This is a genomic window from bacterium (assembly GCA_023150945.1).
Classification (GTDB): domain Bacteria; phylum Zhuqueibacterota; class Zhuqueibacteria; order Zhuqueibacterales; family Zhuqueibacteraceae; genus Coneutiohabitans.
In genome coordinates, this window is sequence record JAKLJX010000011.1 from 163,914 (window position 1) to 188,227 (window position 24,314).

Sequence of the window (24,314 nt, forward strand, 5' to 3'; positions counted from 1 at the left end):
GTCATGGCCAGACGCCCGGTCTTCTTCCTCGCGCTTGCTTTCAGTCTCGGCATCTTCATCCAATCGCGCTGTGCTTTCCCCGCCGCCTTCCTGCTCTCTGCCTTTGCACTTTGTCTGCTGGCCGCGTGCCTGCTGCTGCGCTTTGGCCGCGGCAGCAACGCGCTGCAATTCAACACGCAATTGCTGTTGCTGGCTTGCCTGCTGGCCGGCATGCTGCGGCTGCATTTCGAGCAACGGCCACGCGTGGGTGAAGTAGGTGCGTGGGTCGATGACACGCGTGAGATTTGGCTGTTCGGCGCTGTCGCCAGTGTGCCGGAAGCGCGCGCGAATTCCTGGCGCTTTCGATGCCGGGTGTACGCTGTGTGGGAGGGAAGCGCGGTGCAGCGCATCCGTGGTGAGGTGCTGGCCTATGTCAAATCGCCGGCGCCGGTGACAGTCTCGGAGACCGTCATCATGCCGGGCCGCCTGGTGCTGCCGGACGCCAGCCGCAATCCCGGCGCGTTTGATTATCGCGCCTATCTCCGGGCAGCCGGCATCAATGCGATCTTCTATGCCTCGGATTCGCTGGCGTGGCATTCGGGCAAGCCGGAGAGATTTTCGGTCGACCGCCTCATCGCCGGCGTCCAACTCTGGACCGAAGCACGGCTGGCCCGCTTTGCAGCCGGGCAGGACCTGGCCCTGCTCAAGGCGCTGTTGTTGGGCAGCCGCGCAGAATTGCAGCACGAGGTAATCGAAAACTTCGCCCGCACCGGCTTGATTCACGTGCTGGCGGTTTCGGGATTGCATGTCGGTTTTGTCGCACTGATCCTGGTCATGCTGGTGGAGCTGTGCCGCGTGCCCAAACGCCGGCAGTGGCCGGTGGTGCTCGCGGGGCTGGCGTTCTACGCGGCGCTTACCGGTTTGCAGCCGCCGGTGCTGCGCGCCACGCTGATGGCCGCGGTGATTCTGCTCGGCCGTGCGCTGCAACGCACGGCCTCGATCTACAACAGCCTCGGCCTCGCCGGCCTGGTGATTTTGCTCGGGCAGCCGCTGCAGCTTTTTCAAATCGGCTTTCAGCTCTCTTTCGTCGCGGTGTTGGGCATTGCCTATCTCTACCGGCCGCTGTGCTTCCAGCTCGCGAGACTGCCGGGCAGCCGCCGTCCCGGCATGCGCTGGGCCGTGGCCTTGCTGGCCGTTTCGCTGGCCGCGCAACTCGCGACTTTGCCGCTCACGGCCATGGCATTCGGGCGACTGCCGCTGCTGGCGATTTTAGGGAATCTGGCGGTCATTCCCGCGGCCTTTGTGCTGGTGGCAACCAGCGCCGTGGCCTGCCTGGCGGCATTGCTCAACGACTTCGTTGCGCTTGCTTTCGGCACCGTGGCGCAACTCATGGCAGCAGGCATGATCGTTTTCACGCGCTGGCTGGCGGGCGTGCCGCTCGCCTACCTCGACGGCGTCGCCATGCCGGTTCTCTTCTGGCTGGCGTATGCGCTGTTCGTGGCCGCGGTGATCGAATGGCGGCGCCGGCCGCGCCGCCTGTTGCTTCCGCTCGGTTTGCTGGCGCTGAACGCCTTCGTTTGGCTCTCGGCCTTTGGCGCAGCGCCGAAGCTGCGCATCACTTTCTTCGACGTCGGCCAGGGCGATGCCGTGCTGTTGGAGTTTCCGCGCGGCAAGGAGATGTTGATCGATACCGGGCCTGCGAACGAATTCACCACCGCGGCGGAAACCGCGCTGTTGCCTTATTTGCAGCGGCAGGGCATTCGCCGGTTGGAAGCGGTGCTCATTTCTCATCCTCATGCCGATCATCTCGCCGGCCTCCCCGCCTTGTTGCGCGAGCTTGCCATCGATTCCGTTTACTCCTGCGGCAGCACCACCGCTGCCGAGCTGGAACAAACCTGCGAGCGTCTGTTGGATAGTCTGAAAATTCCGCAGCGCGTGTTGCGGGTGGGTGATCGCCTCACCGCTTTTCCGGCGGCGCAACTCACCGTCTTGCACTCCGGCGTGACGGCGGATGCCGTGCCAACGCTCAACGACGCCTCGGTCGTGCTCAAGGTCTTGTTCGGCGAGGTGACGCTGCTTTTTACCGGGGATGCGGAGAGCTGGAGTGAAAGCCGGCTGCTGGCGCACGCGCCGGCGCTTGCCAGTGATTTGCTGAAGGTGGGACATCACGGCAGCCGCACTTCCAGCACACCGCCATTTTTGGACGCGGTTGTTCCCCGCTGGGCGGTGATCTCAGCAGGCCGGCGCAATTCCTTCGGCCATCCGGATTCATCGATCCTGGCGCGCTTTGATTCGCTCGGCATTCCGCTGTTGCGCACCGATCTTTCCGGCGCGATCGTGTTCGAGAGCGACGGCCGCACGCTGTGGCGCGTGCGCTGAGGCGCCGCTCCTGGCAAGCACAAGTGCTGGCGATGGCAGCTTCTTGCGCCTTTCCTTTGCGTGAAGAGTCGTTGTTCAAAAAGAAAACGCCGCCCGGCAAGAGTCGCGCGGCGTTCCGTCACAGTGAATGGAAGGTCATCACTCTTTTGATTTTATAGAGCCGGCGCGGGCTTTTTCGGTTTGACCATCCGTGTTCACCACGTGGCCCCGGATGTATCATATGACAATAATATATTATTAATCAACTTAAAGATTCATCCGAGGACGGTTCTTTTGAGATGTTTCACGAGCATATTTGTCTTTTATGTTGAAATAAGATCACTTATAAAATTTTGATAATCTAATTACTAAATACAATATATGTAATAAGATTTTGTGTAAAAAGTTGTTGACAAATTTGAAAAATTCTCTTACAATCGCGCGCCAATGGGAGGGCAACTTCTCTTGATGATCAAACCACCCGCGCGCCAACGGCAGGATTCCCTTCCCGGTCTCAGCAAGCCAAGAAAGAAAACGCCGTGTTCATCGCCATGAACACGGCGTGGACTCAATCAAGCCGGCAAAAGCCAGCTCGAAAGGTCGGCAGGCGAAGATAGCTGATTTTGCCGGAAAATCCAACCAGCAATCGTGGCCCAGCCACAGAAAGGCAAGATCATGCGAATGGAAGATTGGATCGAGGGACCTGTGCTGCGCATCATCGATGGCGACACCTTCGAGATGCAAGTCACGCTCGCGGGCGCGGGGAATGATTATCCCTACCATCCCATTGAAGTGATTCGCCTGGAACAAAGCGCGCCACCGCCGGGCACCGCAGCCGGCGAGCAAGCCAAGCAACAGCTAGAAGCACACCTGGCCGGCAGGACCGTGCGCTGCTACGTGAGAGCGCGCGCGCAGGAAGGCCACCTGTACTGCGACGTCACCGTGCGCGAGTGAATGATAACGAACGCCCGGGCTGCGGGCCCGGGCCTCCTCACCTCAAACCGCGGGAATCATTCATGTCTGCCTACTCTCATTATCCCCTGGAAGCGATCGCGGCGGTCTTCGTCGGGCTGGCGCGGCACGGCAATGTTTTGGGCTCGCAAAAGTACGGCCTGCAAGTGAGTCTGATCGGCATGAAAGCCATCGGCGAATCGGGTGTGGATTGGGAGGCCATTGAAACAGTGAATCTCGCGCCCGAGGCAGACGTGGCCTCGTCGCAAGTTGCCGCCGGCGACGTGGTGCTCACCTGTCGCGGCACGGCGGTGCGCGTGGCGCTGCTGCCCGAGCGCGCCACGGGCATGCTCATCGATTCCAATCTCATCGCCGTCCGCTGTGGCCCGCAAATGCAACCCGAATTGCTTGCCGCCTTCTTCCGCTATCCCGCCGGCCGTGAAATCCTGGAGCGCGCCTCGCAATCAACCACGCGCCAGAAGAACCTGACCCTCAAAGCCGTGCGCCGCATCATGCTGCCGGTGCCGCCGCTGCCCAAGCAGGAACAGATGGTGGCGCTGCTCCGCGCCGCCGACCGGCAACACAATCTGGCCCTGGCCGCCGCCGCGCAACGGCTGGCGCTGGCGCAGAATCTGGTGGTGCACACGCTGCTGGAAAACGGAGAGTGACATGGACCGGGAACCTTTGACGCTCGAAGGACTGAGCGCGCATTTCGAAGAAGCGCTCGAACTCGTCAGCGCAGTCACCGACCCGCTGCCGGTGCGTAATCATTTCTTCGCACTCATTCTACTGAAGCGTCTCCACGATCAGTTTCAAGAACGCTGTACTGCGCTGATTGAACGCGAGCGCCGCCACGGCAGCTCGGAAGCCGAAGCCGCCGCCATCGCGGAAGATCCCGACGAGCATCCCATCTTCCTGCCGCGGGAGGCGCGCTGGCCGGCGTTGCTCAGCGCACCCGAGCGCAGCCTGCCGGCGCTGGCGCACGCCTGCTCCCTGCTCGCCGCCGGCAATCCCGGCGCGCTGGCCGGCGTGCTCGACCGCCTCTCATTCGAAACACTTGGCGCCGAATTGGGGCCGGCAGCGGCCAACGAGCTGTGGTACCGTCTGTTGCAGCATTTCAGCGGCATCAGCCTCGCGGATCAAGATCTTTTGACCGGCGAAGTCTTTGGCTTGGCGGTCGACAATCTTCTGGAAGCTTTCCTCCACCGTGCCGGCCGCAAAGCCGGCGATTTTGCCAGCCCGCGCACGGTCATGCGTCTGCTCGCGGAGCTGTTGCAGCCGGCGGACGGCATGCGCATCGCTGATCCGGTGTGCGGCGCCGCGCGCAGCCTGCTGGCTTGTCGCGCGTATGTGGCGCGCGCCGGCGGCCGGCCGCAAAATCTCTCCCTGCACGGCGAAGAGCTTGATCCGGAAACCTGGGTGCTCGGCCGCTTGAATTTGCTGCTGCACGGGGTCACGGATTTTCAACTCGAGCTTGGCGATGCCATCAGCCATCCCTTGCTCGCCGCTGAGGGCAGCCTGCTGACCTGCGATCGTCTCATCGCCCATCCGCCGTTTTCAATTGCCAACTGGCAACGCTCCGTGGCGCTCAATGATCCCTGGCAGCGGTTTCGGGCGGGCGTGCCTACGGAGAAACGCGGCGACCTTGCCCTGGTGCAGCACGCGCTGGCCAGCCTCACGCCCTCCGGCCGCGCTGCGATCATGGTGGCGCATGGCGTGCTCTTTCGCACCGGCCCCGAGCAGGATATTCGCCGGGCGTTGTTGCAGCCGGACTGCGATGCCATCGAAGCCGTCATCGGCTTGCCGCGTGGCTTGGGCTATGGTGCCAGCCTGGCTTTTGCCATTCTTCTGCTGCGGCGCCACAAACCCGAATCCCGCCGCGGCAAAGTGTTGTTCCTCGACGCGACTGCTCACCTCGAGCCGGAAAGTCTGGAGGAGGGATTGCAGGAGGCCGATATCTTGAAAATTGTAGCCGCATACCGTGCCGGCGGTGAGGCCGCCACCCTGCCAGCCGCGCTCGAGGAGCTCATCGCCGAATGGCAGGCACAATTGGAGATTGCCTACCACGCCGCCCGCGGCCGCTGGCCAGCGGAGAGCAGCGCTCGGGAAAAAATTGCTGCGCACTTTCACCTGCGCCGCCAAGTTCTGCAACAGGCCGCCGAACGCGCCCGCGCCTGGCTGGCGCGCAATCCCACCCTCGCCGGATTCGCGGCCACCGCCACGCTGGCGGACATCGAAAACCTGCAGCACTGCAATCTCAATTTCACCCGCTACGTCGGCGGCCGGCGTTATCAGCCCGCCTTCGATTTGACGGCCGAATGGCAGGATTTGCATGAGCTGGAAGCGCAACGCAACGAGGCGGAAAACGAAATGGACCGCTTGCTGGCAGAGTGGGGACCGGGCAGGGAGTGAGGTAAAAGAAAAAGCCGCACGGGCATTTCGCCCGGCGGCTTGGCAGTTCGCGCGGCGGCGCAAGCGAGGCCGCCACAGGGTTTGTTCGGCAGAAAGAACGCAAACAGAGGATCGCAACACCCGCCATGCGCCGATTCAGCAAGGTGCCGCGCGGCCTCAGCCGGCGGTGATTCCCATTTTCTTTTTCAACTCGGCCAGCGAATCCGCCGCTTTGGCCGCCGCCGGCGTGGCCAGCGCCTTGTCGATCTTTTCATCCAGGCTGGTGCTGCCCGCAACCACTTCGCCGTACGCCTCGGCCAGCGTTTCTTCCTCGGTGACTTTGTCCTTCATCCGTTCCAACATGTGGAGCGTGCTGGACGCATCGACATTGGCGAGCTGCTGGTTGATCTTGCGCATCGAGGTGGCGGTGCGCGCCCGCGCCTTCAAGGTAACCAGCTCATTCTCATAGCGGGTGATGGTCTGTTTGAGTTTTTCGACCTTCACCTGCAGTTGATCGGCCATCTTCTGTTGCGCTTGATAATCGGTCATCAACGAGCCGGCGCGTTGCGCGGCTTCTTCCTTTTTGGTGAGCGCTTCGGTGGCAAGTTGGTCGGCTTGCGTGGCATCCAACTCGCCGCCCTGGCCGCGCTGCAGCAGCAGCATGGCCTTGCGCTCGTAGTCGGCCGCCTGACGTTGTTGATCTTCGGCGTCTTTTTTCATGCGGATCGCCAGCGCTTTCACCTGCGCCAGGCTGGTCATCGAGGCCTGCAAATCGTTCTTCAAATCGCGAATGCCCTGCTCGGTGAGTTTGATCGGATCTTCGAGTTTGTCGATCGCGGCATGGGCTTCCGATTGCGCGATCTTGAAAAAACGTTGAAAAATGCTTGGCATGGTAAATCCTCCAGTCAGTATGAATGGCAATAATCCTGGCTCGGCCGGAACCGGCCCGGCCGGGGCGAGCGTGCTACTTCTGGGCAAATGCCAGCAACTCACTGGCATGTTCCGCCATCGCGAGTGAGAGCGCGCGGATCGAGGCTTCCAGCTCGTTGCGGTCGAGATTTTCCAATTCGAGCGTGTCGCGGAAGAAAACGTTCTTCCCCTGATCGTCCAGCGCAAAGGCACCGTGCACCAGGGTGTTGTTCATTTGCAGCAGCCGTTTGAAAAGATCGCCCGGTTGTTTCGGCACCGGCATGATCAATTGCTCCAAAATCACCAATGGCGGCTCGCAATCCACCACCAGGTTTTTGATGCCCTCCGCTTCATCTTCCACCACCACCAGCTCTTTCGCGCGATCCTCTTTGACGATCTCCAAATCGAGATCCAGCAAATAGCCCTTGATCAAATCCAAATGCGATGACATGAAAACCTCCTCGGTTGAAATGTTGTCCGGCCGGCGGCTCCGGCGCCGCCGGGCTGCGGCTCATTTTGACAGCCGTTTTTCAAGCTCTTCATAAGCGCGATTCAAACCCTTGGTCAGCTCAGTGGCGAGCTGGCGTTTCTCGGGGTCGCGGGAATGCAAATCCGGATGATATTTGCGCAGTAGTTTTTTCCAGGCCTGCCGCACCGTGGCCAAGTCCGCGCCGTAGGGAACTTCCAAATTGGCGTAATAGCGTGCCAGCTCCGGATCCTGATCGCCGCGGGATGATGCCGATCCTGCTGTCCGGTCGCCGCCGGCAAAATCGCGCCACTGCTCGTGCGGCGCGGATTGCGTGCCGGCATGGCTGTTCCAATGGGCGCGCACCAGGCGCGCAATGCGTGCGAGAAGTTGCATGAATGGCCGATTTCAGTAAATGTCCCAGTCACCCTGACGATAATAATGATAAACCGTCAAGTCAAGCTCGTTTGTCACGGCCACCGCGTCGAGCTGATCCAGCACGCCCTTGCCGAAATGCAGCATGTGCACCATGGCCGCGCGATTGAGAAACTTGGTGGGCACTGCCGCGAAGTCAGCAGCCAGCAGCGCTGTCTGCAATGCCGCTTCATTGGCCGGTGCCGCTTTCAGGCCCAGCACCCAACCCCATTCGCCCATCGTGGGAATGTGATTGTGATACGCGACCGCGGTCAGGCCGGCGGCGCGCATGGTCTTGAGAATCGAAAGAAAGGCCAGCTTGGAGAAAAACGGGCTGGTGGCCTGGGTCACCATTCTCCCGCCCACCGCCAGATGCCGCGCCGCCAGCGCGTAGAACTCGCGCGTGTAAAGCCGGGCAAGCTCGATCGTCTTGGGATCCGGCAAGTCGATGATGATGACGTCATAGATACGGCTGTCGTCCTGCAGAAAACGATACGCATCCTGAGGCACGAGCTGCACGCGGCCGTCCTGCAGCGCGCCCTGATTGAGCTTGAGAAAAAGCGGATGGCTGGCTGCCAGCGCGGTAATGGCCGGGTCGATGTCCACCAGCGTCACCTGCTGCACGCTGCGGTGTTTCAATACCTCGCGCAGCGCCAGGCCATCGCCGCCGCCGAGAATCAACACCCGCGCCGCCGGTCCCACGCTCATCGCCGGGTGCACCAGCGGCTCGTGATATTTCTCCTCATCGTAGCTGCTGAATTGCTCATTGCCGTCGAGATAGAGCCAGAAGTGGTCGCGCCATTGCGTGAGCACGATTTTTTGATAGGGCGTCTGCTCTTGATAGATGATGCGGTCGCGATATTTCGCTTGTTCGCCGAACAGCACGATGGGCTGCGCGCCGAGGGCCAGGCCGGCGAGCAGAACCGGCACGGCTGCAAAAGCGAACATCAGCCGCCGGCGAAAGTGCAGCAGCTTGCGATTGCTCCAAAACAGCATGGCGGCTACCGCAAAGTTCACCGCACCGACGGCAATCGGCGTGTACGTGAGTCCCCAATAAGGCAATGCCACGAACGCAAACAGCAAGCCGCCCAGCAGCGCGCCGTAGTAGTCCTTCTCCAGCACCGCGCTGAGATTGACGCGCAACTCTTCGAAGAAATCATTGAGGCGCGCCACCAGCGGAATCTCCAGCCCGATGAGCACGCCGATGGCAGCCGACATGAGATAGATGAACAGCCCGACTTCCGTGATATAAGCCGACAGCAGATAAGCGAGCAGCGCGCTGACCGCGCACAACACCGACAGGGCCAGTTCCACCACCAGAAACGCCTCCAGCAGCCGGTGATGGATGTGCTTGCTCAGGCGGCTGCCCAGTCCCATCGCGAACAGCATGAGCGATATCGTCAGCGCCCATTGCCGCACCGAGTTCCCCAGCAGATAGCTCGCCAGGGTGGACATGGCATATTCCGCCACGATGCCCGCCAGGCCGGTGGCGAAGATGCAGGCCTTCAACAGCAGGCTGCGGCGCCGGCGGCCGTCTTTGGATTCGGGTGATGAAGCGCGTTGCGCCGTTTCAGATGCAACGGCGGGGCGGGAGAGGCTCATAATGCCTTAGTAGTGCCTTAGTCAAATTTGTGCAAAAAAAGCAAAGATTCTTTCAAGGAGTGCCATTTTGATCTGTGTTTATAAGGGTTTCGTAACACTTTTTCAAATCTCCAACTTTTGAGATTCTTGCTAAAAGAATTCACGCAAAGACGAAGAGCCGCAAAGGCCCGCAAAGGTTTTTCAATCATTTGTTCTCTTCATGAAAGTCTGAAGTCAAGATTTTCTTTGCGTATCTTTGCGTCTTTGCGTGCGCTGTTGTTTTTCTTTTTTGGTTGCGGCTCGTCCGCGTTGTGGCAGTGCCGTGCGAAAATGTTTCAACCTCGGCTGAGCCGGGTTTTCCGAAACTTTGAGCACCGTGGAAACTCTGAGGATTTTGATGCCTCGGTCAGCAGCTGCAGGAATATTTTCTTAAAGGCTGGCCTTTCGGAGAATCACGAATAGTTCAGGCGAGGTGATTCGCACCTGATTTGCAAGCGCCTCGTCACCACGAAGTAGTCAACCACCTTCGCCCCGCCGCCATCGTGTGAATTCGCGGGCCTCATGCCGGGTACTTCTCACACCACCCAGCCGAGCAGCAGTGAAGCCGCGATGTAGGAGAATGCCTCGATCGCGCCGGCGCCGATATTGGGCGTGGCTTGCTTGACCAGCTCCGCGGTCAGGCGTTTGCCCGGCAGCAGCACCTGATCGGTGATCAGGCGGATGAGCGGCAGCAAGATCAAACCAAAAGCGAGAAAGCCGCCGAACTTGAGCAGCGCCTCCCGCCACGAGATGAAATCGCCGCTGACGCTGACACGCACGATATTGCCCACCGCGACCAACATGCCGGCAAAGGACACCCCGACCGCGACGTTGTCTTTTTCGAGATTGGCATGAACGTCATAAGGCAGCAGCCAGCCGTACACGCGGCTCGCCAAAATCAGCGCGGCCTGGCCCAGCAGCCAGAACACCGCGGCGGTGAGCAAATCGCCGCTGCCGGAAAGCGCGCCGGCAATGATCAAACCGGTGGCGATGTGGTTGGCCGCCACGATGATGCCGGTGCCGGCATTGCGGTCGCGAATGATCTCCTGCTCGTCATCGAACTTGGGCAGAATCAGCCAATCGTTCAGGAAGCTGGCGAAATTGAGCAGCACGATGGAAATGCCGCCGTAGAGAAAAATGCCGATGAGATCCTCGCGCAGGCTGGTGGCGGTGCCGGACAGCACGCCGCCGATGGCGAAGACCAAGCCGAGATGATAGCCGATCATCACCAGGGCCAGGGCGAAATTATCGCGTTCCAACAGTTCTTCGCGCAAAACGAAATGGCGGTGCAGGCCGCTGTACACCCATTTTCCGAGAAAGAAAAGCACGAAGGCCGAGCCGAGATAGACCAGGCCGGAAAGAAATTGATCGAGTGACATGCAATGCTCCCTCAGTTATTTGCCAAAACCACGGCTGCTGCGGCTGCGCACGCGGCTCATGTTGCTGCGCCGCACGCGTTCCTGCACTTTTTTCGAGAAGCGTTCCTTGGCCAGACGATCGCGCTCCAGCCGCCGTTCGAAAAACGTCTTGTGGGTTTCGCGGGTCTGCGTGCCGTTGGTGCCGAACTCACGGTTACGGCCGAAATAGGGCCGGCCGCCGGCGCGCTGCTCGCGATAGTCCTGCCAATCGTTGAAGAAGACCGGCCGGCTCATCATGCCGAAAAGATGGCTGAGCAGAGCATACTTGCCGTAGAATTCCCAGAAGGAATTGCCGCCGGCATCGGTTTGCCAGGTGCCGTAGCGCGGGTCGCCGACATAGTCATAGCCGGGCGGCGCCGGCAGCCCGGCCGCGGTGGTCTCCGGCGTTTTGCTGGCGAGGGCCATGCCCAAGTATTCGTCGTACTTTTCGTACTCACCGCGGCCGACACGCAGCCAGCCGGTCACTTCGGTTTTGTAGCGCAGGCTGTCCGCGGCGGCGCCTGGCTCGGCATGAATGAGCTTGTAGCGGTGAAAATGATCATCGAAGAAATTGCCCTCCTGCTTCATGTCTTCGAGAATGATGGAATACTCCGGATAGCGGTCAAGCTCGCGCGCCAGGCGCTCCAGATGGGAACTCGGGCTGCACGCCAACAGCAGGGCGGCGGCCGGGACCAGCAGGGTGTTGCGCTGCACGGGACGATCCTTTCAGGAGGGCGTTCAGGAGAGTGAGGTGTCTGCGCCCGGCAAAATGTTGGTGAATTCGTATTCGTGCACGGGCTGGCTCAGCCAGGCGGCGAATTCGGTCTCACTCCATTGTTCCACCGTCACCACCGTGTCGTCCTGCTCGTTGACGTAGCTCCAATAGATGAATTCCTGTGCCGGTTCACGGCCGTGCTCATAGCAGTAGCCCGGCCCGGATTCCTCGAGATAATACTCTTTGTCTGCGAAGGTGAGGGTGTCGGGCGGATCCTCGTGCTGGCGGATATGCTGGCGAATGCTGCTGCCCAGCTCGCCGAGCGGCAGCCGCTGCGACCAGTACCATACCACTTCGCGCTGCAAATCTTCGCGTTCGAGCCAGCGGGTTTCGGATCCTGAGTTGAGCTCCCATTCCTCGGAGAGGTAGCCTTCGCCGAAATCATTGCGGGCATAGCCGGTCACCTGCCAGGTGTGGCCGGCGTAATCGACGAGATAGCCCGGGCGCAGCTTGGCGAGCACGAGATCGGTGAGCGGATCAAAACCGCTGTTTGACTTTTTGCTGTTGAAGAAATCACGCAGCCCCATGCGGCCTGCCTTTCGGAATTGGGGGCGTTAGATGTGTGCAAGATCGGCGGAGAAAACCTGAGCTGGTCTCTGTCCAGAATTGTTGAAACCGCCCGGGCGGTGGCGTTTCGGACGTTCAGTAGTCCTGCAGTCGTCTTCTGCGGAGGAAGCCGGTGTCATCGTCCCGTTATGCTGGACACATCTGCCCGGCAAAGACACTATTTCAATGCTCGAGAAAATGAGTCTGAATGACATTGCGACTGCACAGCTCAAATAAAGCAGAAGAATGAGCCATTGGCGTCCTGGTGTCACGCCCGCGAATATAGCGGCAGAAATTGCCAGAGTCAAGCGCGAAGCCGGTCGCAGATAAAGCCCCGGGCAAGAATTTAGTCATTTAAAGAACCGCCCGGGCGGTGGGTTTCTTCAACTGGCTAAACATTTACAGCCCCGGCCATTGCTGAGTCGAATCTCCACCTTGCCGCTTGGAGCAACCGCAAGGCAAGGAAGATCGCCAACAGATGGCAAAGCTTTTTATCAGTTGGGTTGTTTCTATCTGTTGGAAGAATTCTTATGCTCTTGATTGAGACGATACCAGCGGGATTCCTGCAATTGCACTGCGGGCATGCAATACGCACGGGGGAGAGTCAAGGTTACGCGCAGCGGACGGAATCTTTTTGGAGGTAGGGGCGAGCAGGCACGGGGCGCCCGGCACTGGAAATCCGCTCAGCATTTCCCACCTGACATTGAATGCTCCCGTTTTCCCTTTCTCTTTGTTTGCATTCTGATCTTGAACGCTTCAGCAAAGCGTCCGCAGCGGGGAGAGATCGAGCTTTCTCTTGATGAAATCGAGGGTGCGGGTTAAATTGTTGAAAAGGGCAACAATCCTTCCGATTGTGAACGACAGCTGGCTGCTTCCTCCCGCCTGCTGCACCGTTTGTCGTTCTTCCGGAACGGGGAAAGGCTGCCTTGCTGAAGGAAAATTTTTGATGCCTCCGCCCCAGTTGGTACTCTATTCGCCAGCGCCGCCACGCTGTACTTGCCGCTTTCGCGTTTTCGCCGCTGCCTTCGAATGTCACATTGCTCTTTCCGCCGCGAGTTTTCACAAGAAAATACACGCGGTGGGCGCGGACGCCGCAGTCGTTTGCTTTTGCTCTGCGCGAGCCGAACAAGCGCCGGAACTGCTCACGCTGGGAAGGTTGGACAGCCTGGTGCCGGTCATATCCTGCTCAGAGTCCCTTGACCCGGATTTCATTCAACAGGCAGCACAACATGGCATAGACCGTTTTGTGCTGTGCGATATGGCTCCGGAAAAAATCAGAGACATTATATACGAAGCCATTCGCCACGGTGGGTTGAAAGCGTTTTTAGAAGCGCGCCACCCCGGCAGCCTTTCTTCTTCTCCGCATACGCATAAAATGATTGACGAAATCGTGCACTCCTTTCCGCATCGGTTGAGTGAATATGATATTGCGCGGCGTTTAGGAATCAGCCGAAGCTGGTTGCAGAAGCTCTGCCGGCGATTTTTCGATCTCTCTTTCAAGCAATTGCTGCGTCGCATTTGGGTCTATCACGCCTTGCGCCTCATGCAGCATACCAATCTTGATAATGGGGAAATCGCGCTTCAGCTCAATTACAGCGAAGCCAGCAATCTCGCCCGCGATTTTCGCAAAGAGTTGGGGTGCTCTCCCACTGCGGCGCGCCTGCGCCTCGCCACCCAACGTCCGGAAAAATTGTTCCGTGATAAAAAATGAGTGCTCGTTTGGAATCAAAAGTGCCTGTTTGGATTTTGAGGAAATATGAAAAGGCGTATCTTGTGGCTGTTGATTGCACGCCAAATGCGTAACATGGGTTTCTGAAGCAGGAGGTCAAGATGAGGAAGGGAAAATTTTTGCTCACCGTTTTTGTGGGCTTCGCGTTGACAAGCGAAATTGCGCACGCCCAACTCACCATTACAACCAGCGGGCAGATCGGGATCGGCGTCACCACGCCCGAGGTGAATACAAAGCTCCATGTCGTGCACAACAACCTCTATGCAGGCTATTTTACGAGCAACGTAAACAGCACAACCGCCAAAGTGCTGCGCGCGGAATACACCGGCAGCGGTTCTTATGATGCGCGCGCAGTCTATGGAAGGTCCGTGCCGGTGGCAGGCAAAGGATACGGAGGGGAATTTATTGGAGGGTATATTGGCATAGTCGGCACCGCAACGGCCGCAGGCAGTGGCAACAGAGCAGCCGTTATTGCAACCGCCGGCGGCGGCAGTTCCGTTATTTACGGCGTTCTCGCCTCGGGATCGGGCGGCTCGACCAATTACGCCGGTTATTTCAGCGGCAATGTGACGGTCACCGGCGCCTTTTCAAATCCCTCGGATGAAAATTTGAAGGATGACGTCGATTCTTTGCGCGCCGTGTTGCCGTTGGTGGCGAAGCTCAATCCCATAACCTTCACTTACAAAAAAGATCCCCAATATCAGCACATGAATTTGCCTTCCGGCACGCAATATGGCTTTGTTGCGCAAGATTTGGAAGCGCTGTTTCCGGATTTGGTGAAAACGGAGAGCCATCCCTCCGCAGAAGAGCAGGAAGGCGGCTCGGGCGGAGATCCCCTCGTGTACAAGTCCGTCAACTTGATTGCGCTCATTCCCATTTTGGTCGAAGCGATTAAAGAGCAGCAGAAGATGATCGATGATCTCAAAGCGCAAGTGAACAGCTTGAGCCAAAAGTGAGGGCGAGATGAATGCGCGCATGATGATGATTGCAAAGTTGACGGTGTTGGCAGCCTTGTTGGGCTTGGTAAACCTAGCCAAGGGACAACCGGATACTTTAAAATGCCGCAAGGAAATTTTTTCTTTGAACTCCGGCATTCATGAAGGTAGCAAAATTTCTTTAAGTTCGCCCACGCCAGCTTTTCGAGGAACGGTCCAAATTGCCAATGCACCATGGGTGAAAATTTATTTTGGCAATTGCGAGCTGGGGCAAAACAGCTATATCAAAATGATCTCGCTGGACGACGGCGGCTATCAACGCCTCAACGCCATCAGCTTGAAGCAATGGCAAAATACTTCGGCTTATTTTAACGGCGATGCTGTTGACGTGGAGCTTCCTGTTGACCCCGAGGATAAAGGGATTTTCTTTGAGGTTGTGGAAGTGGTCGTGGGCGAACGTTTGGGAAGTTTGAGTAAGAATGGAGGAGCTTCTCAAGTTACAAGTGATCCATGCAGTGGCCCGCTTGGGATATGCGGTGGCTTCGATGATCGCGTACCCACAAGCCCACTTGATCACGCTGTGGGTCGAATAAGTGGAATAAGAACTTCCGATGGTCTCTCAGCAACTGTAGGAACTGGATGGATAGCTTCAAATGGAGCTTATATAACTGCTGGACATGTTCTTGCTGATGTTACGAACTATACTCACTCAGAATGGCTTGAATTTAATGTGCCAGCTTCTGACCCTGATGGCACACCGCATTTCGCCCATCCAAATGATCAATATGCTATTGATATGATCAATGCTATGTGGGAATACCTTTACGATCAATATTGCGGGCGGGATTGGGGTGTGTTCCATTGCTTTCCTAACCCCAATACAGGGTTAGTACCAGTGCAAGCGCAAGATGCCTTCTACCGTTTATCCCTCGACAACAATCCAACTACATTCCGCGTTACCGGTTTTGGTCTTGATGAATGCCCACCTGGGACGGGTACCGCTACGCTAAGGAATTCCAGTAGCAATACCCAGCAAACCAGTACGGGACCCAATTACGGAGAAGTAGGAAGTGGCAATTATGTTCATTGGAATTATGCCGTCGACATAAGAAATGGCAATTCTGGAAGCCCAATGATCCCCGAGGGTACTAGCTTGGCCGTTGGCATTCAAACGTGTGGTTCCTATGTCTGTCCAGATTTATTCAATCCCGACAATAACAATCTCGCCACTTCATTTGATTGCGATGCTTTGGAAAATGAGGTTAATACGTTTCCCGGGGCCAACATCGTTTATGCGGACAACGGTCATCCTTTTGCTACTGGAAGTGGCACTGTATTTCGACCTTATAACACCGTAGCTGGAGCAGTTGCAGCCGTGCCAGCGGGTGGCATCGTAAGTATTGTCCGTGGGGCATATAACGAAAGCATAACCATCAATACAGCCATGACGATCGTTGCGCCAGTTGGAAACGTTACGATCGGCCCAACACCGCCGCCCAAAATTGCTGAAGGCGGTTCTGGTACTGATCAAAAAGATTCCCCTAAAGAATCGACATCGAAGGAATATAGCCTTTCCCAAAACTACCCCAATCCGTTCAATCCAGAAACAACGATTGAATATACGCTGCCTCAACCGAGTTTCGTGATCCTTAAGCTCTTTGACATACTTGCTCAAGAGGTAAGAACTTTGGTAAACGAATTTCAACAATCGGGAACTAAATCTGCGGTTTGGGATGGCAGAAATAATCACGGTCAACTCGTTCCAAGTGGTCAATATTTCTATCGACTCACCACAGATGGTTTTACAAAATCATACAAATCGTTGTTGTTGAGATGAGTATGTATACAAAAAAGAAACTCATTGCAGCCGCCATCGTTTTCTTGCTTGCAGGAGAAGCTTGGGCCAACGTTATTCGCGTTCCACAGGATTATTCCAATATCCAGTCCGCCATAGAAGCTGCCGTTGTCGGCGACACCATTTTGGTCTCAGCCGGAATTTATCGTGAAAATATCGATTTTGTAGGGAAGGATATTGTACTCGGCTCTCTCTTCTTGACAACGAAAGACAAGAGATACCTCCAAACTACCGTAATCGACGCCGATAGCGGAAGCGTCGTTACTTTTGTTAATCGCGAGACTCAGAATGCGCTGCTTTGCGGATTTACTATCACCGGCGGCACAGGAACAGTGATCGATTCTACCCGCAGAGATTTCGTGGGTGGCGCCGGCATCTTAATTCGCGGCGCGAGCCCTGTGATAAGAAGCAATTTGATCACACGCAACTCCACATGGCCGGCATGTTTCGGGTTTGGCGGCGGGATCGCGATTATGGATTCATCCAATCCCCTCATTGTGAGGAATGCTATTACTGCAAACGATATCATTGGACCATGCGCACATTTACTGTATTTTGGAGGAGGAATTTGGATTGATTCAACTTCCAATCCTATGATCGGTGGGAGCTTGGAGAACGCTAATGATATTCACGCGAACAGTGCCGCTGATTGCATACAAATTTATTGCCAGGGCTCCGGCCGCCTCATCAATGCGCAACATAACTATTGGGGTGAATGCCCGCCCGGTGCTTTTGCAATTTGTTCTGATCGGAGTATAGACTTCACTCAGTGCCTGAACGTTCCAGTCGTGAAAGTTGACGAAGCTAACTTGGAAATCCCCTCCCAGTTTCAACTCCTGCAAAATTATCCCAACCCTTTCACCCCCGAAACAACGATCAAATACACCCTTCCCAAGCCCACACTGGTGAAGCTTGTGATTTACGATATGCTCGGCCGGGAGGTGAAAACCTTGGTAAACGAGCTCCAGCAGCAAGGAGTCAAGTCTGTAGTTTGGGATGGCAAGAACAATCACGGGCAACCGTTGCCGAACGGCCTCTATCTTTACAGAATTGTTGCCGAGGGATTTACGCAGTCGTCAAAATCGATTCTGCTGAAATAGCACGGCGTGCGCACTCCGGCCATGTCCAACGCGCCCCGGAGGAACGAAGCGGCCGCCTCACTCCACCGGCAGGCGCGCCACGCGGAAGCCAATGAAACGGGAAAGTTGCTTGACGTGGGCATCGCGCGCGGTGCAGAGCAGGGCGCCGGCATCGTTGAAGGCCGCGCCGCCCCGCACCACGCGCTTTTCGGGTTTCTCGCTTTCCTTGGTCGCAGTCCATTCCCACACATTGCCGGCAAGATCGTGGATGCCCAACGGCGTGGCGCCCGCGGGATGCGCATCGACAGGCTGCAGCCGGCACAAATCATCCGCAAAGTTGGCATGCTCCGGTCGCGGCGATTCAAAGCCCCAGGGATAAGTGCGCTCACCGTTGCCCGCTGCCCACTCCCATTCCTCCTCCGCCGGCAGGCGAAAAACGAACTTGCCCAGCGCCGCGGTATTGGTGAGCTTCGCCACCATCGCGGTGAGCCAGGCGCAGTAGGCCTCGGCCTCCTCCCAATCCACGCCCACCACCGGCAAATGGTCGCCGGCAAAATCAGGCTGCTGCCACAGGCTGGGCGGCCGGTGGCCGGTGGCCTGCACAAAGGCGCGATAGCGCTGATTGGTCACCGGATATTTCGCGAGATGATAGAAATACAGCGGCGCCGGTTTTTTCGCGCCCTTCAACATCAGCGGCAGGCCGGGTGGGGAGAGCAGAATGTATTCGGCCTCCAGCTCCACGGGATTGCGGTAGAGCGCGGGCATGCGGGTTTCGGAAACCGCCCGCAGCGAGCGGTACTGCAGCAGGGCATAGTTGCGCAGCGCCACGGTGAAATGCGGGAACGCGAAGCGCACATTTTGCAGCAGGGCCTCGGCCTTGCAAGCAATGATGATCGACCCCGCCACTTTGGCGACGCTGTCGAGCCAGCGGCACATGCGCTCGCGCGGTTCACCCGCCGGGATTTCATCGAGGCCGTCGAAGAGTAGCAGCGCGCGGCCGCTCTTCAACGCCCGATGCAGGTATACGGTCTTCAGGCGCAAACCCAGGCCCGCCAACGCCCGGCGCAGCGCTTTGGGAAACGGCAGCGAGGTATCGATGAGCTTGAGCGGCAGGTAGATGGGAATGCGCGGTTTGCGAAAGCCCAGCTTGCGGTGCTCCTGCGGCGAGCTGGCGCGCAGGGCAAGTGCCTGCAAAAAGGTGGTCTTGCCCGAGCTGGCGCCGCCGGTGATGAGCAGCGCGCGCTTTTCCATCGCCAGCAATTGCATGATGCTTTCGATATCGTGCGCCTCGTGTTCATCCAGGCGCTTGGCGGTGGCGGGCTGGGCTTTCAGGATGTAGAAGGAAACTTGCTGGCCGTAGCCGTGGCGTTGAAGGTGGCCGAATTCCTGGTGGAATTTTTTCAGGTATTGGGTGTAGGCACTCCAGGGCGGTCCGATCTGCCAGTCTTCGCGGGTTTTCCAGCTTTGCCGCGCCAGATAGAGCACGAACACCAAAATCGCCGTGTAGCCGACTTCCGGAAACATGCTCCCCAGAATCTCAAGCCAGTCGCTGTAGTGTTCGAAAGCCGCCATGCCTCGTCCTGATGATGGAGATTCAATTGTGTCAGGATAGTACCAGCAAAGCGGGCGGTTGCGGCAGGCGGGCTTGCGGCAAATTCGGGCAGCACGGCCGGCGGGCCGGGGATAAGCGGGTGGAGCGAAAGACGCTTACGCCGCGCCGTCAGCAGGCGGCTGTTTGCGAAACGGCCAGGTGAGATAAAGGCCGCGCACCACCAGCAGCACACCCAACGCCACGTAAATCCAGCGAGGCAGGCCGGTGTCACGCTGCAGCAGGCGGAAGCTGCCTTCGGCAATGACCAACAATCCCAGAACCAACATGGCGAAACCCCAGAGACGCATGGGCATGGCAGGGTCTCCTGGTGGAGGGTGAGCGGCGGGCAGGAACGGACTCTGTGATTCTCGTTCCTGAAGCGAGTATGAAAAACGCCGCATGACTCTGCGGCGGTAGCTCTCATATACAACAGGCGAAGGTCAATGGCAATGCGGCTAGACGTTTTTCGTTGGCGAGGGTTTGTGTTTGCCGCTAACTTATTTGACCGTTTCCCCACCCCTCACCCCGCCAGCCGGCCGCAGATTTCATCACAAAGAAACACGCCTTCGCGGCTCAATCGCAAATACTCGCCCTCGTGGATCACCAAACCCTGCGCTTCCAGCCGGCGCAACTCGCCGTTGAATGCCTGCGCCAGCGGCATCTTGAATTTCTGCGAAAACTCGGCCAGCGGAATGCCGCGGCGCTGACGCAATCCCAAAAACGCAAACTCGAACATGCGCTGCTGCAGGGTGAGTTTCTCCTCGCCCTCCTCGGCCAGCTTGCCCTGGGCCAAGCGCTCGAGATATTTGCGCAAATTGGCCACGTTCCAAAAGCGCCGCTTGCCGTCGAACGAATGCGCCGAAGCGCCGAGTCCCAAATAGGGGCTGCCGTCCCAATACTTGAGATTGTGGCGCGCGGCAAAACCGGGCTTGGCAAAGTTGGAAATCTCATAATGCCGGTAGCCGTGCTGCTCGAGGAAGCCGATGGTGAAGGCAAAAAACTCGCGTTCTTCTTCCGGCGTCAGCGGTTTAAGCTCGCCGCGTTGAATCGCGGCATGAATCGGCGTGCCGGGTTCGATGGTGAGATTGTAAGCGGAGAGATGATCCGGCGCCAGCGCCACTGCCTGCTGCAGCGTTTGCTGCCAGTGCGCCAGAGTTTGATTCGGCAGCGCGAACATGAAGTCGAGATTGAGATTCTCGAAGCCGGCGTAGCGCGCGTTTTGCGCCGCCACCAGCGCCTGCTGCGGCGAGTGGACGCGCTCCAGCAGCGTCAATTCCGCCGCGTCAAACGACTGCACGCCCAGGCTCAAGCGATTGACCCCCACGGCGCGATACTTTGCCATCTGCGTGCCGTCAATCGTGCCGGGATTGGCCTCCAGCGTCACTTCGACGCGTTCGGCGAAACGAAGCTGCGCAAAACAACTGTCGAGAATTTCGGCAATCTGTTGGGGCGAGAGCAGGGAGGGGGTACCGCCGCCGAAGAAGAGGGTGGCAAAGCGCTGGCGCTGCCAAAACGGCTCCGCGGCGCGCAGCGCCAGCTCGCGTTGCAGCGCGGCAAGATAGTCAGGTATTCGCCCGCGGCTGCCGGCGAGGGTGTAGAAATCGCAATAGCGGCAACGCTTTTCGCAAAACGGAATGTGAATGTAAAGGCCGGCTTCCGCCATGGCAGTTATTTGATGGAATTTCCGATGCGGCCCCAGCGAATGTTCTTGAGCCAGGTGAGCCAGGGCTTGTCGGTGTCGAGCGAGAAGTAGATCACCAGCGCCTGCCCCACGACGTTTTCGCGCGGCAGGCAATCCCAGTAGCGGCTGTCTTGACTGTTGTCGCGGTTGTCGCCCATCATGAAGAACTGGCCGGGCGGCACGATGATCGGGCCGTAGTTGTCGTTGGCCTCGTTGCGGTCGGCATAGTGCCGGATGGTGTAGCTCTGGCCGGCAGGCGTGGTGATGCGGTAGTAACGCACGCTGTGATTTTCCGCGGCGTCATATTCTTCTTTGAGAAAAACCCTTTCCCCTTCCGGCCGGTTGTCGATGTAAACCACGCCCGCGCGCACCTCGACGGTTTGCCCGCCCACGGCGATGCAGCGCTTGATATAGTCGAGCATGGGATCGCGCGGATACTTGAACACCACGATGTCGCCGGCTTGCGGTTCGCGCAGGGAGGGCAAACGCCACACCGGAAACGTGATGTCGGTGAACGGGATGCCGTCGGGCGTGCGCGCGCCGTAGATGAATTTGTTGACCAGCAGAAAGTCGCCGACGAGCAGGGTATCCTTCATCGAGCCGGTGGGAATGCGAAACGCCTGCACCACGAAGGTGCGCAGCAGCAATGCGAAGAAGAGCGCGACCAGAATCGCCTCGGTGTATTCCCGCGGCTTGCTCTTGGTGGGATGTTCCGGCGTCTCGCCTTTGGGCTTGGTCATTTTCAGGGTTGCTTGGGGCATAGTGTTGACTACCTTGGAGCTTGATAAGTCCCGCGAGGGATGCAATGATAATTTCTCAGAGATTCATTTCCGCGAAGCATCCGGAAAGACTGTGCGTGCCGCCGAAGCCTGAGCGGCTGCGCCCGGCCAACGGCGCGGCAGGTCAATGCTCGACCTTGAGCACCGCCAGAAAGGCCTCCTGCGGAATTTCCACCTGGCCGAGCTGTTTCATGCGCTTCTTGCCTTCCTTCTGGCGCTCGAGCAGCTTGCGTTTGCGCGTGATGTCGCCGCCGTAGCATTTCGCGGTAACGTTCTTGCGCATCGCCTTCACCGTCTCGCGCGCGATGATCTTCGAGCCGATGGCGGCCTGAATCGCGACTTCGAACATTTGGCGTGGAATCAGCTCGCGCAGCTTCTCGCAGATCTTCTTGCCCCATTCGTAGGCCTTGTCGCGGTGCACGATGTGCGAGAGCGCGTCCACCGGGTCGCCGTTGATCAAAATATCCAGCTTGGCAAGATTGCCGTCGCGATAGCCGAGAAAGTCATAGTCGAGCGAGGCATAGCCGCGGGTGAAGGACTTGAGCTTGTCGTAGAAATCGAAGATGATCTCCGCCAGCGGGAATTCATAGGTGAGATCCACCCGGCTGGTGTCGAGATAATGCGTGTTCTTGTGCACGCCGCGGCGTTCCTGCGCCAGCTTCATGATGTTGCCGATGAACTCCGCCGGCGTGATGATTTGCGCGCGAATGTACGGTTCTTCCACGTGGCTGATCTCGCCGGCATTGGGCATGAGCGCGGGATTGTCCACCACCACTTTCGTACCGTTGGTCTTGAACACCCAGTATTCCACGTTGGGCACGGTGGTGAGAATGTCGAGATCGTATTCGCGCTCCAGCCGTTCCTGCACGATTTCGAGATGCAGCAGGCCGAGAAAGCCGCAGCGAAAGCCGAAGCCCAGCGCCACCGAGCTTTCCGGTTCGTAGATGAGCGAAGAATCGTTGAGCTTGAGCTTGTCGAGCGCGGCGCGCAAGACCTCGTACTGCTCGGAGACGGTGGGAAAGATGCCGCTGAACACCATGGGTTTGACTTCGCGATAGCCGGGCAGCGGCTCGGCCGCAGGCTGATCCACCGCCGTGATGGTGTCGCCCACTTTGGTGTCCTTCACCTCTTTCACGCCGGCAATGCAATAGCCGACCTCGCCCGGCTGCAGTTGCGCCTGGGGAAATTTGCGCAGGCACATGGTGCCCACTTCCGCCACTTCGAATTCCTTGCCGGTGGAAAAGAAGCGGATTTTCATCCCCGGCTTGATGGTGCCGTCGAACACGCGAATGTACGCCACGGCGCCGCGATAGCTGTCGAACATCGAATCGAAAATGAGCGCGCGCAGCGGATCGTCTGCTTTGCCGGCAGGCGGCGGCACGCGGTCGATCACCGCCTGCATGATGTCACTCATGCCGACGCCCTGCTTGGCGCTCGCCAGAATAATCTCGCTTTCGTCGATGCCCAGCACTTCGGTGATTTGGTGTTTCACCATTTCGATCTGCGCGCCCTGCAGGTCGATCTTGTTGATCACGGGAATGATGGTGAGATTGTGTTCCAGGGCGAGATAAAGGTTGGAGATGGTCTGCGCCTCCACGCCCTGCGAGGCATCCACCACCAGAATCGCACCCTCGCACGCCGCCAGGCTGCGCGACACCTCGTAGCTGAAGTCCACGTGGCCGGGCGTGTCGATGAGATTGAGCAGATACTCGCGGCCGTCAGGCGCATGATAGTTCATCGTGACCGCGTGCAGCTTGATGGTAATGCCGCGCTCGCGCTCCAAGTCCATGCTGTCGAGCGTTTGCGAAACAATTTCCTCCTTGCGCAGCGCTCCGGTGAGTTCGAGAAAGCGGTCAGCCAGCGTGGATTTGCCGTGATCGATATGTGCAATGATGCAGAAATTGCGAACGTTTGCCTGCATAAATTTCCGGATTATCCCATAGCGCAGTCTGCCCGACTGCCAATGAACCAAGCTGGAAAAAACTTCGCAGTCGCGCCGGTCTTTCCAGAGTCATACGATGATTTGATCCCCCAACCCGCCTGCGAACGGCATCGTCCTCCTGATCGCGTTGGGGAGCGGCAATCTATCAAATTTTGTGAAAAGAGACAACAGAAAATCCAGCGGCGGGTTTCAACGCACCACCAGCTTGAACCCCCGGCCGTGGACGTTGAGGATGGCGAGATTCGGATCCGCGCTGAGATACTTGCGCAATTTGGAAATGTACACGTCCATGCTGCGGCCGTTGAAGTAACTGTCCTCGCCCCAAATCAACCGCAGTGCCGTTTCCCGCTCCAGCACCTCGTTGCGGTGCAGGCACAACAGGCGCAGCAGCGCCGACTCCTTCTGCGTGAGCTTGTGCTGCCGGCCGTCGAGCTCCAGCGTTTGGCTCACGCTGTCAAAATTGCAGCGGCCGAGGGTGAAGCGATCGTTCGGCGGTGCGGCCGGGCCGGGGGCGGCGCGTTTCAGCACGGCTTGGATGCGCAACACCAGCTCTTCCAGGCTGAACGGCTTGGTGATATAGTCATCACAGCCGAGTTTGAAGCCGGTGATCTTGTCTTCCTTGAGCGATTTGGCGGTGAGAAAGATGAGGGGCGTGCGCTGATCGCGCTGGCGCAACTCGGCGGCGAAGGTGAATCCGTCCTGCCGCGGCATCATCACGTCCACCAGGCAGAGATCGAACGCAGTCTCGCGGCAGGCAGCCGCGCCCTCCAGGCCGTTGGCGCAACGCCGCACCTGAAAGCCCTGCAGCTCCAGGTTTTCCTGCAGCAGAAATCCGAGATTGGGATCGTCTTCCAACAGCAGAATCTTTTTTTGCTCCATGGAATGTCCTTGCCTGCACTGATCGCGATCGCTCGAGA

21 protein-coding genes are annotated in these 24,314 nt (G+C 58.2%); 8 read left to right on the forward strand and 13 right to left on the reverse strand.

What is annotated here, in order from left to right; translation table 11 throughout:
• Positions 1-3 precede the first annotated feature (3 nt).
• From L6R21_15610 to L6R21_15625, 4 genes are all read left to right on the forward strand, one after another.
• Complete coding sequence (locus tag L6R21_15610) at positions 4-2,358, forward strand: DNA internalization-related competence protein ComEC/Rec2 (GenBank protein ID MCK6560619.1); 2,355 nt, start codon at positions 4-6, stop codon at positions 2,356-2,358.
• 654 nt (positions 2,359-3,012) lie between these two features.
• Positions 3,013-3,291, forward strand: a complete 279-nt coding sequence (locus tag L6R21_15615; GenBank protein MCK6560620.1) for a hypothetical protein — start codon at positions 3,013-3,015, stop codon at positions 3,289-3,291.
• A 62-nt stretch (positions 3,292-3,353) separates the two neighbouring features.
• Positions 3,354-3,956, forward strand: coding sequence for a restriction endonuclease subunit S (locus L6R21_15620; protein ID MCK6560621.1), 603 nt, complete (start codon positions 3,354-3,356; stop codon positions 3,954-3,956).
• A gap of 1 nt (position 3,957) precedes the next feature.
• Positions 3,958-5,700: an SAM-dependent methyltransferase gene (locus L6R21_15625; GenBank protein MCK6560622.1), complete on the forward strand. Its 1,743-nt coding sequence runs from the start codon at positions 3,958-3,960 to the stop codon at positions 5,698-5,700.
• A gap of 156 nt (positions 5,701-5,856) precedes the next feature.
• Here the strand turns inward: L6R21_15625 and L6R21_15630 are convergent, their stop codons facing one another.
• The 7 genes from L6R21_15630 to L6R21_15660 form a co-directional block, all read right to left on the reverse strand.
• On the reverse strand, positions 5,857-6,570 hold the full coding sequence (locus L6R21_15630; protein MCK6560623.1) for a PspA/IM30 family protein: 714 nt from the start codon (positions 6,568-6,570) through the stop codon (positions 5,857-5,859).
• A gap of 73 nt (positions 6,571-6,643) precedes the next feature.
• A complete protein-coding gene (locus tag L6R21_15635; protein ID MCK6560624.1) occupies positions 6,644-7,039 on the reverse strand; it encodes a YbjN domain-containing protein in 396 nt (131 codons plus the stop codon).
• Between the two features lie 60 nt (positions 7,040-7,099).
• Complete coding sequence (locus L6R21_15640) at positions 7,100-7,450, reverse strand: DnaJ domain-containing protein (GenBank protein MCK6560625.1); 351 nt, start codon at positions 7,448-7,450, stop codon at positions 7,100-7,102.
• A gap of 12 nt (positions 7,451-7,462) precedes the next feature.
• Positions 7,463-9,070 (reverse strand): polyamine aminopropyltransferase, encoded by a 1,608-nt coding sequence (locus tag L6R21_15645; protein MCK6560626.1) that lies wholly within the window; start codon positions 9,068-9,070, stop codon positions 7,463-7,465.
• Positions 9,071-9,624: 554 nt separating this feature from the next.
• Positions 9,625-10,467: a DUF350 domain-containing protein gene (locus L6R21_15650; GenBank protein ID MCK6560627.1), complete on the reverse strand. Its 843-nt coding sequence runs from the start codon at positions 10,465-10,467 to the stop codon at positions 9,625-9,627.
• Between the two features lie 15 nt (positions 10,468-10,482).
• Positions 10,483-11,199, reverse strand: a complete 717-nt coding sequence (locus tag L6R21_15655; GenBank protein ID MCK6560628.1) for a hypothetical protein — start codon at positions 11,197-11,199, stop codon at positions 10,483-10,485.
• Between the two features lie 24 nt (positions 11,200-11,223).
• A complete protein-coding gene (locus L6R21_15660; protein MCK6560629.1) occupies positions 11,224-11,787 on the reverse strand; it encodes a DUF4178 domain-containing protein in 564 nt (187 codons plus the stop codon).
• An 818-nt stretch (positions 11,788-12,605) separates the two neighbouring features.
• On the opposite strand from L6R21_15660, the gene L6R21_15665 reads away from it, so the two are divergent.
• The 4 genes from L6R21_15665 (at position 12,606) to L6R21_15680 (ending at position 17,425) form a co-directional block, all read left to right on the forward strand.
• Positions 12,606-13,517, forward strand: coding sequence for a helix-turn-helix domain-containing protein (locus tag L6R21_15665; protein ID MCK6560630.1), 912 nt, complete (start codon positions 12,606-12,608; stop codon positions 13,515-13,517).
• Positions 13,518-13,636: 119 nt separating this feature from the next.
• The gene (locus L6R21_15670) at positions 13,637-14,491 is read left to right on the forward strand and encodes a tail fiber domain-containing protein (protein MCK6560631.1); all 855 of its coding nucleotides are present in this window, start codon (positions 13,637-13,639) and stop codon (positions 14,489-14,491) included.
• Between the two features lie 7 nt (positions 14,492-14,498).
• Positions 14,499-16,307 carry a T9SS type A sorting domain-containing protein gene (locus tag L6R21_15675; protein ID MCK6560632.1) on the forward strand — a complete coding sequence of 603 codons (1,809 nt, stop codon included), beginning with the start codon at positions 14,499-14,501 and terminating at the stop codon, positions 16,305-16,307.
• 2 nt (positions 16,308-16,309) lie between these two features.
• Entirely contained in the window at positions 16,310-17,425 is a 1,116-nt protein-coding gene (locus tag L6R21_15680) for a right-handed parallel beta-helix repeat-containing protein (protein MCK6560633.1), read from the forward strand.
• Between the two features lie 57 nt (positions 17,426-17,482).
• On the opposite strand, the gene L6R21_15685 is transcribed toward L6R21_15680, so the two are convergent.
• The 6 genes from L6R21_15685 to L6R21_15710 form a co-directional block, all read right to left on the reverse strand.
• Positions 17,483-18,976 carry an SUMF1/EgtB/PvdO family nonheme iron enzyme gene (locus L6R21_15685; GenBank protein ID MCK6560634.1) on the reverse strand — a complete coding sequence of 498 codons (1,494 nt, stop codon included), beginning with the start codon at positions 18,974-18,976 and terminating at the stop codon, positions 17,483-17,485.
• Between the two features lie 135 nt (positions 18,977-19,111).
• Positions 19,112-19,309, reverse strand: coding sequence for a hypothetical protein (locus L6R21_15690; GenBank protein ID MCK6560635.1), 198 nt, complete (start codon positions 19,307-19,309; stop codon positions 19,112-19,114).
• Between the two features lie 206 nt (positions 19,310-19,515).
• On the reverse strand, positions 19,516-20,658 hold the full coding sequence (gene hemW / locus L6R21_15695; GenBank protein MCK6560636.1) for a radical SAM family heme chaperone HemW: 1,143 nt from the start codon (positions 20,656-20,658) through the stop codon (positions 19,516-19,518).
• A 5-nt stretch (positions 20,659-20,663) separates the two neighbouring features.
• Positions 20,664-21,416, reverse strand: coding sequence for a signal peptidase I (gene lepB, locus L6R21_15700; GenBank protein MCK6560637.1), 753 nt, complete (start codon positions 21,414-21,416; stop codon positions 20,664-20,666).
• A 163-nt stretch (positions 21,417-21,579) separates the two neighbouring features.
• Positions 21,580-23,376, reverse strand: coding sequence for a translation elongation factor 4 (lepA, locus tag L6R21_15705; protein ID MCK6560638.1), 1,797 nt, complete (start codon positions 23,374-23,376; stop codon positions 21,580-21,582).
• Between the two features lie 210 nt (positions 23,377-23,586).
• Positions 23,587-24,276 (reverse strand): response regulator transcription factor, encoded by a 690-nt coding sequence (locus tag L6R21_15710; GenBank protein ID MCK6560639.1) that lies wholly within the window; start codon positions 24,274-24,276, stop codon positions 23,587-23,589.
• Positions 24,277-24,314 lie beyond the last annotated feature (38 nt).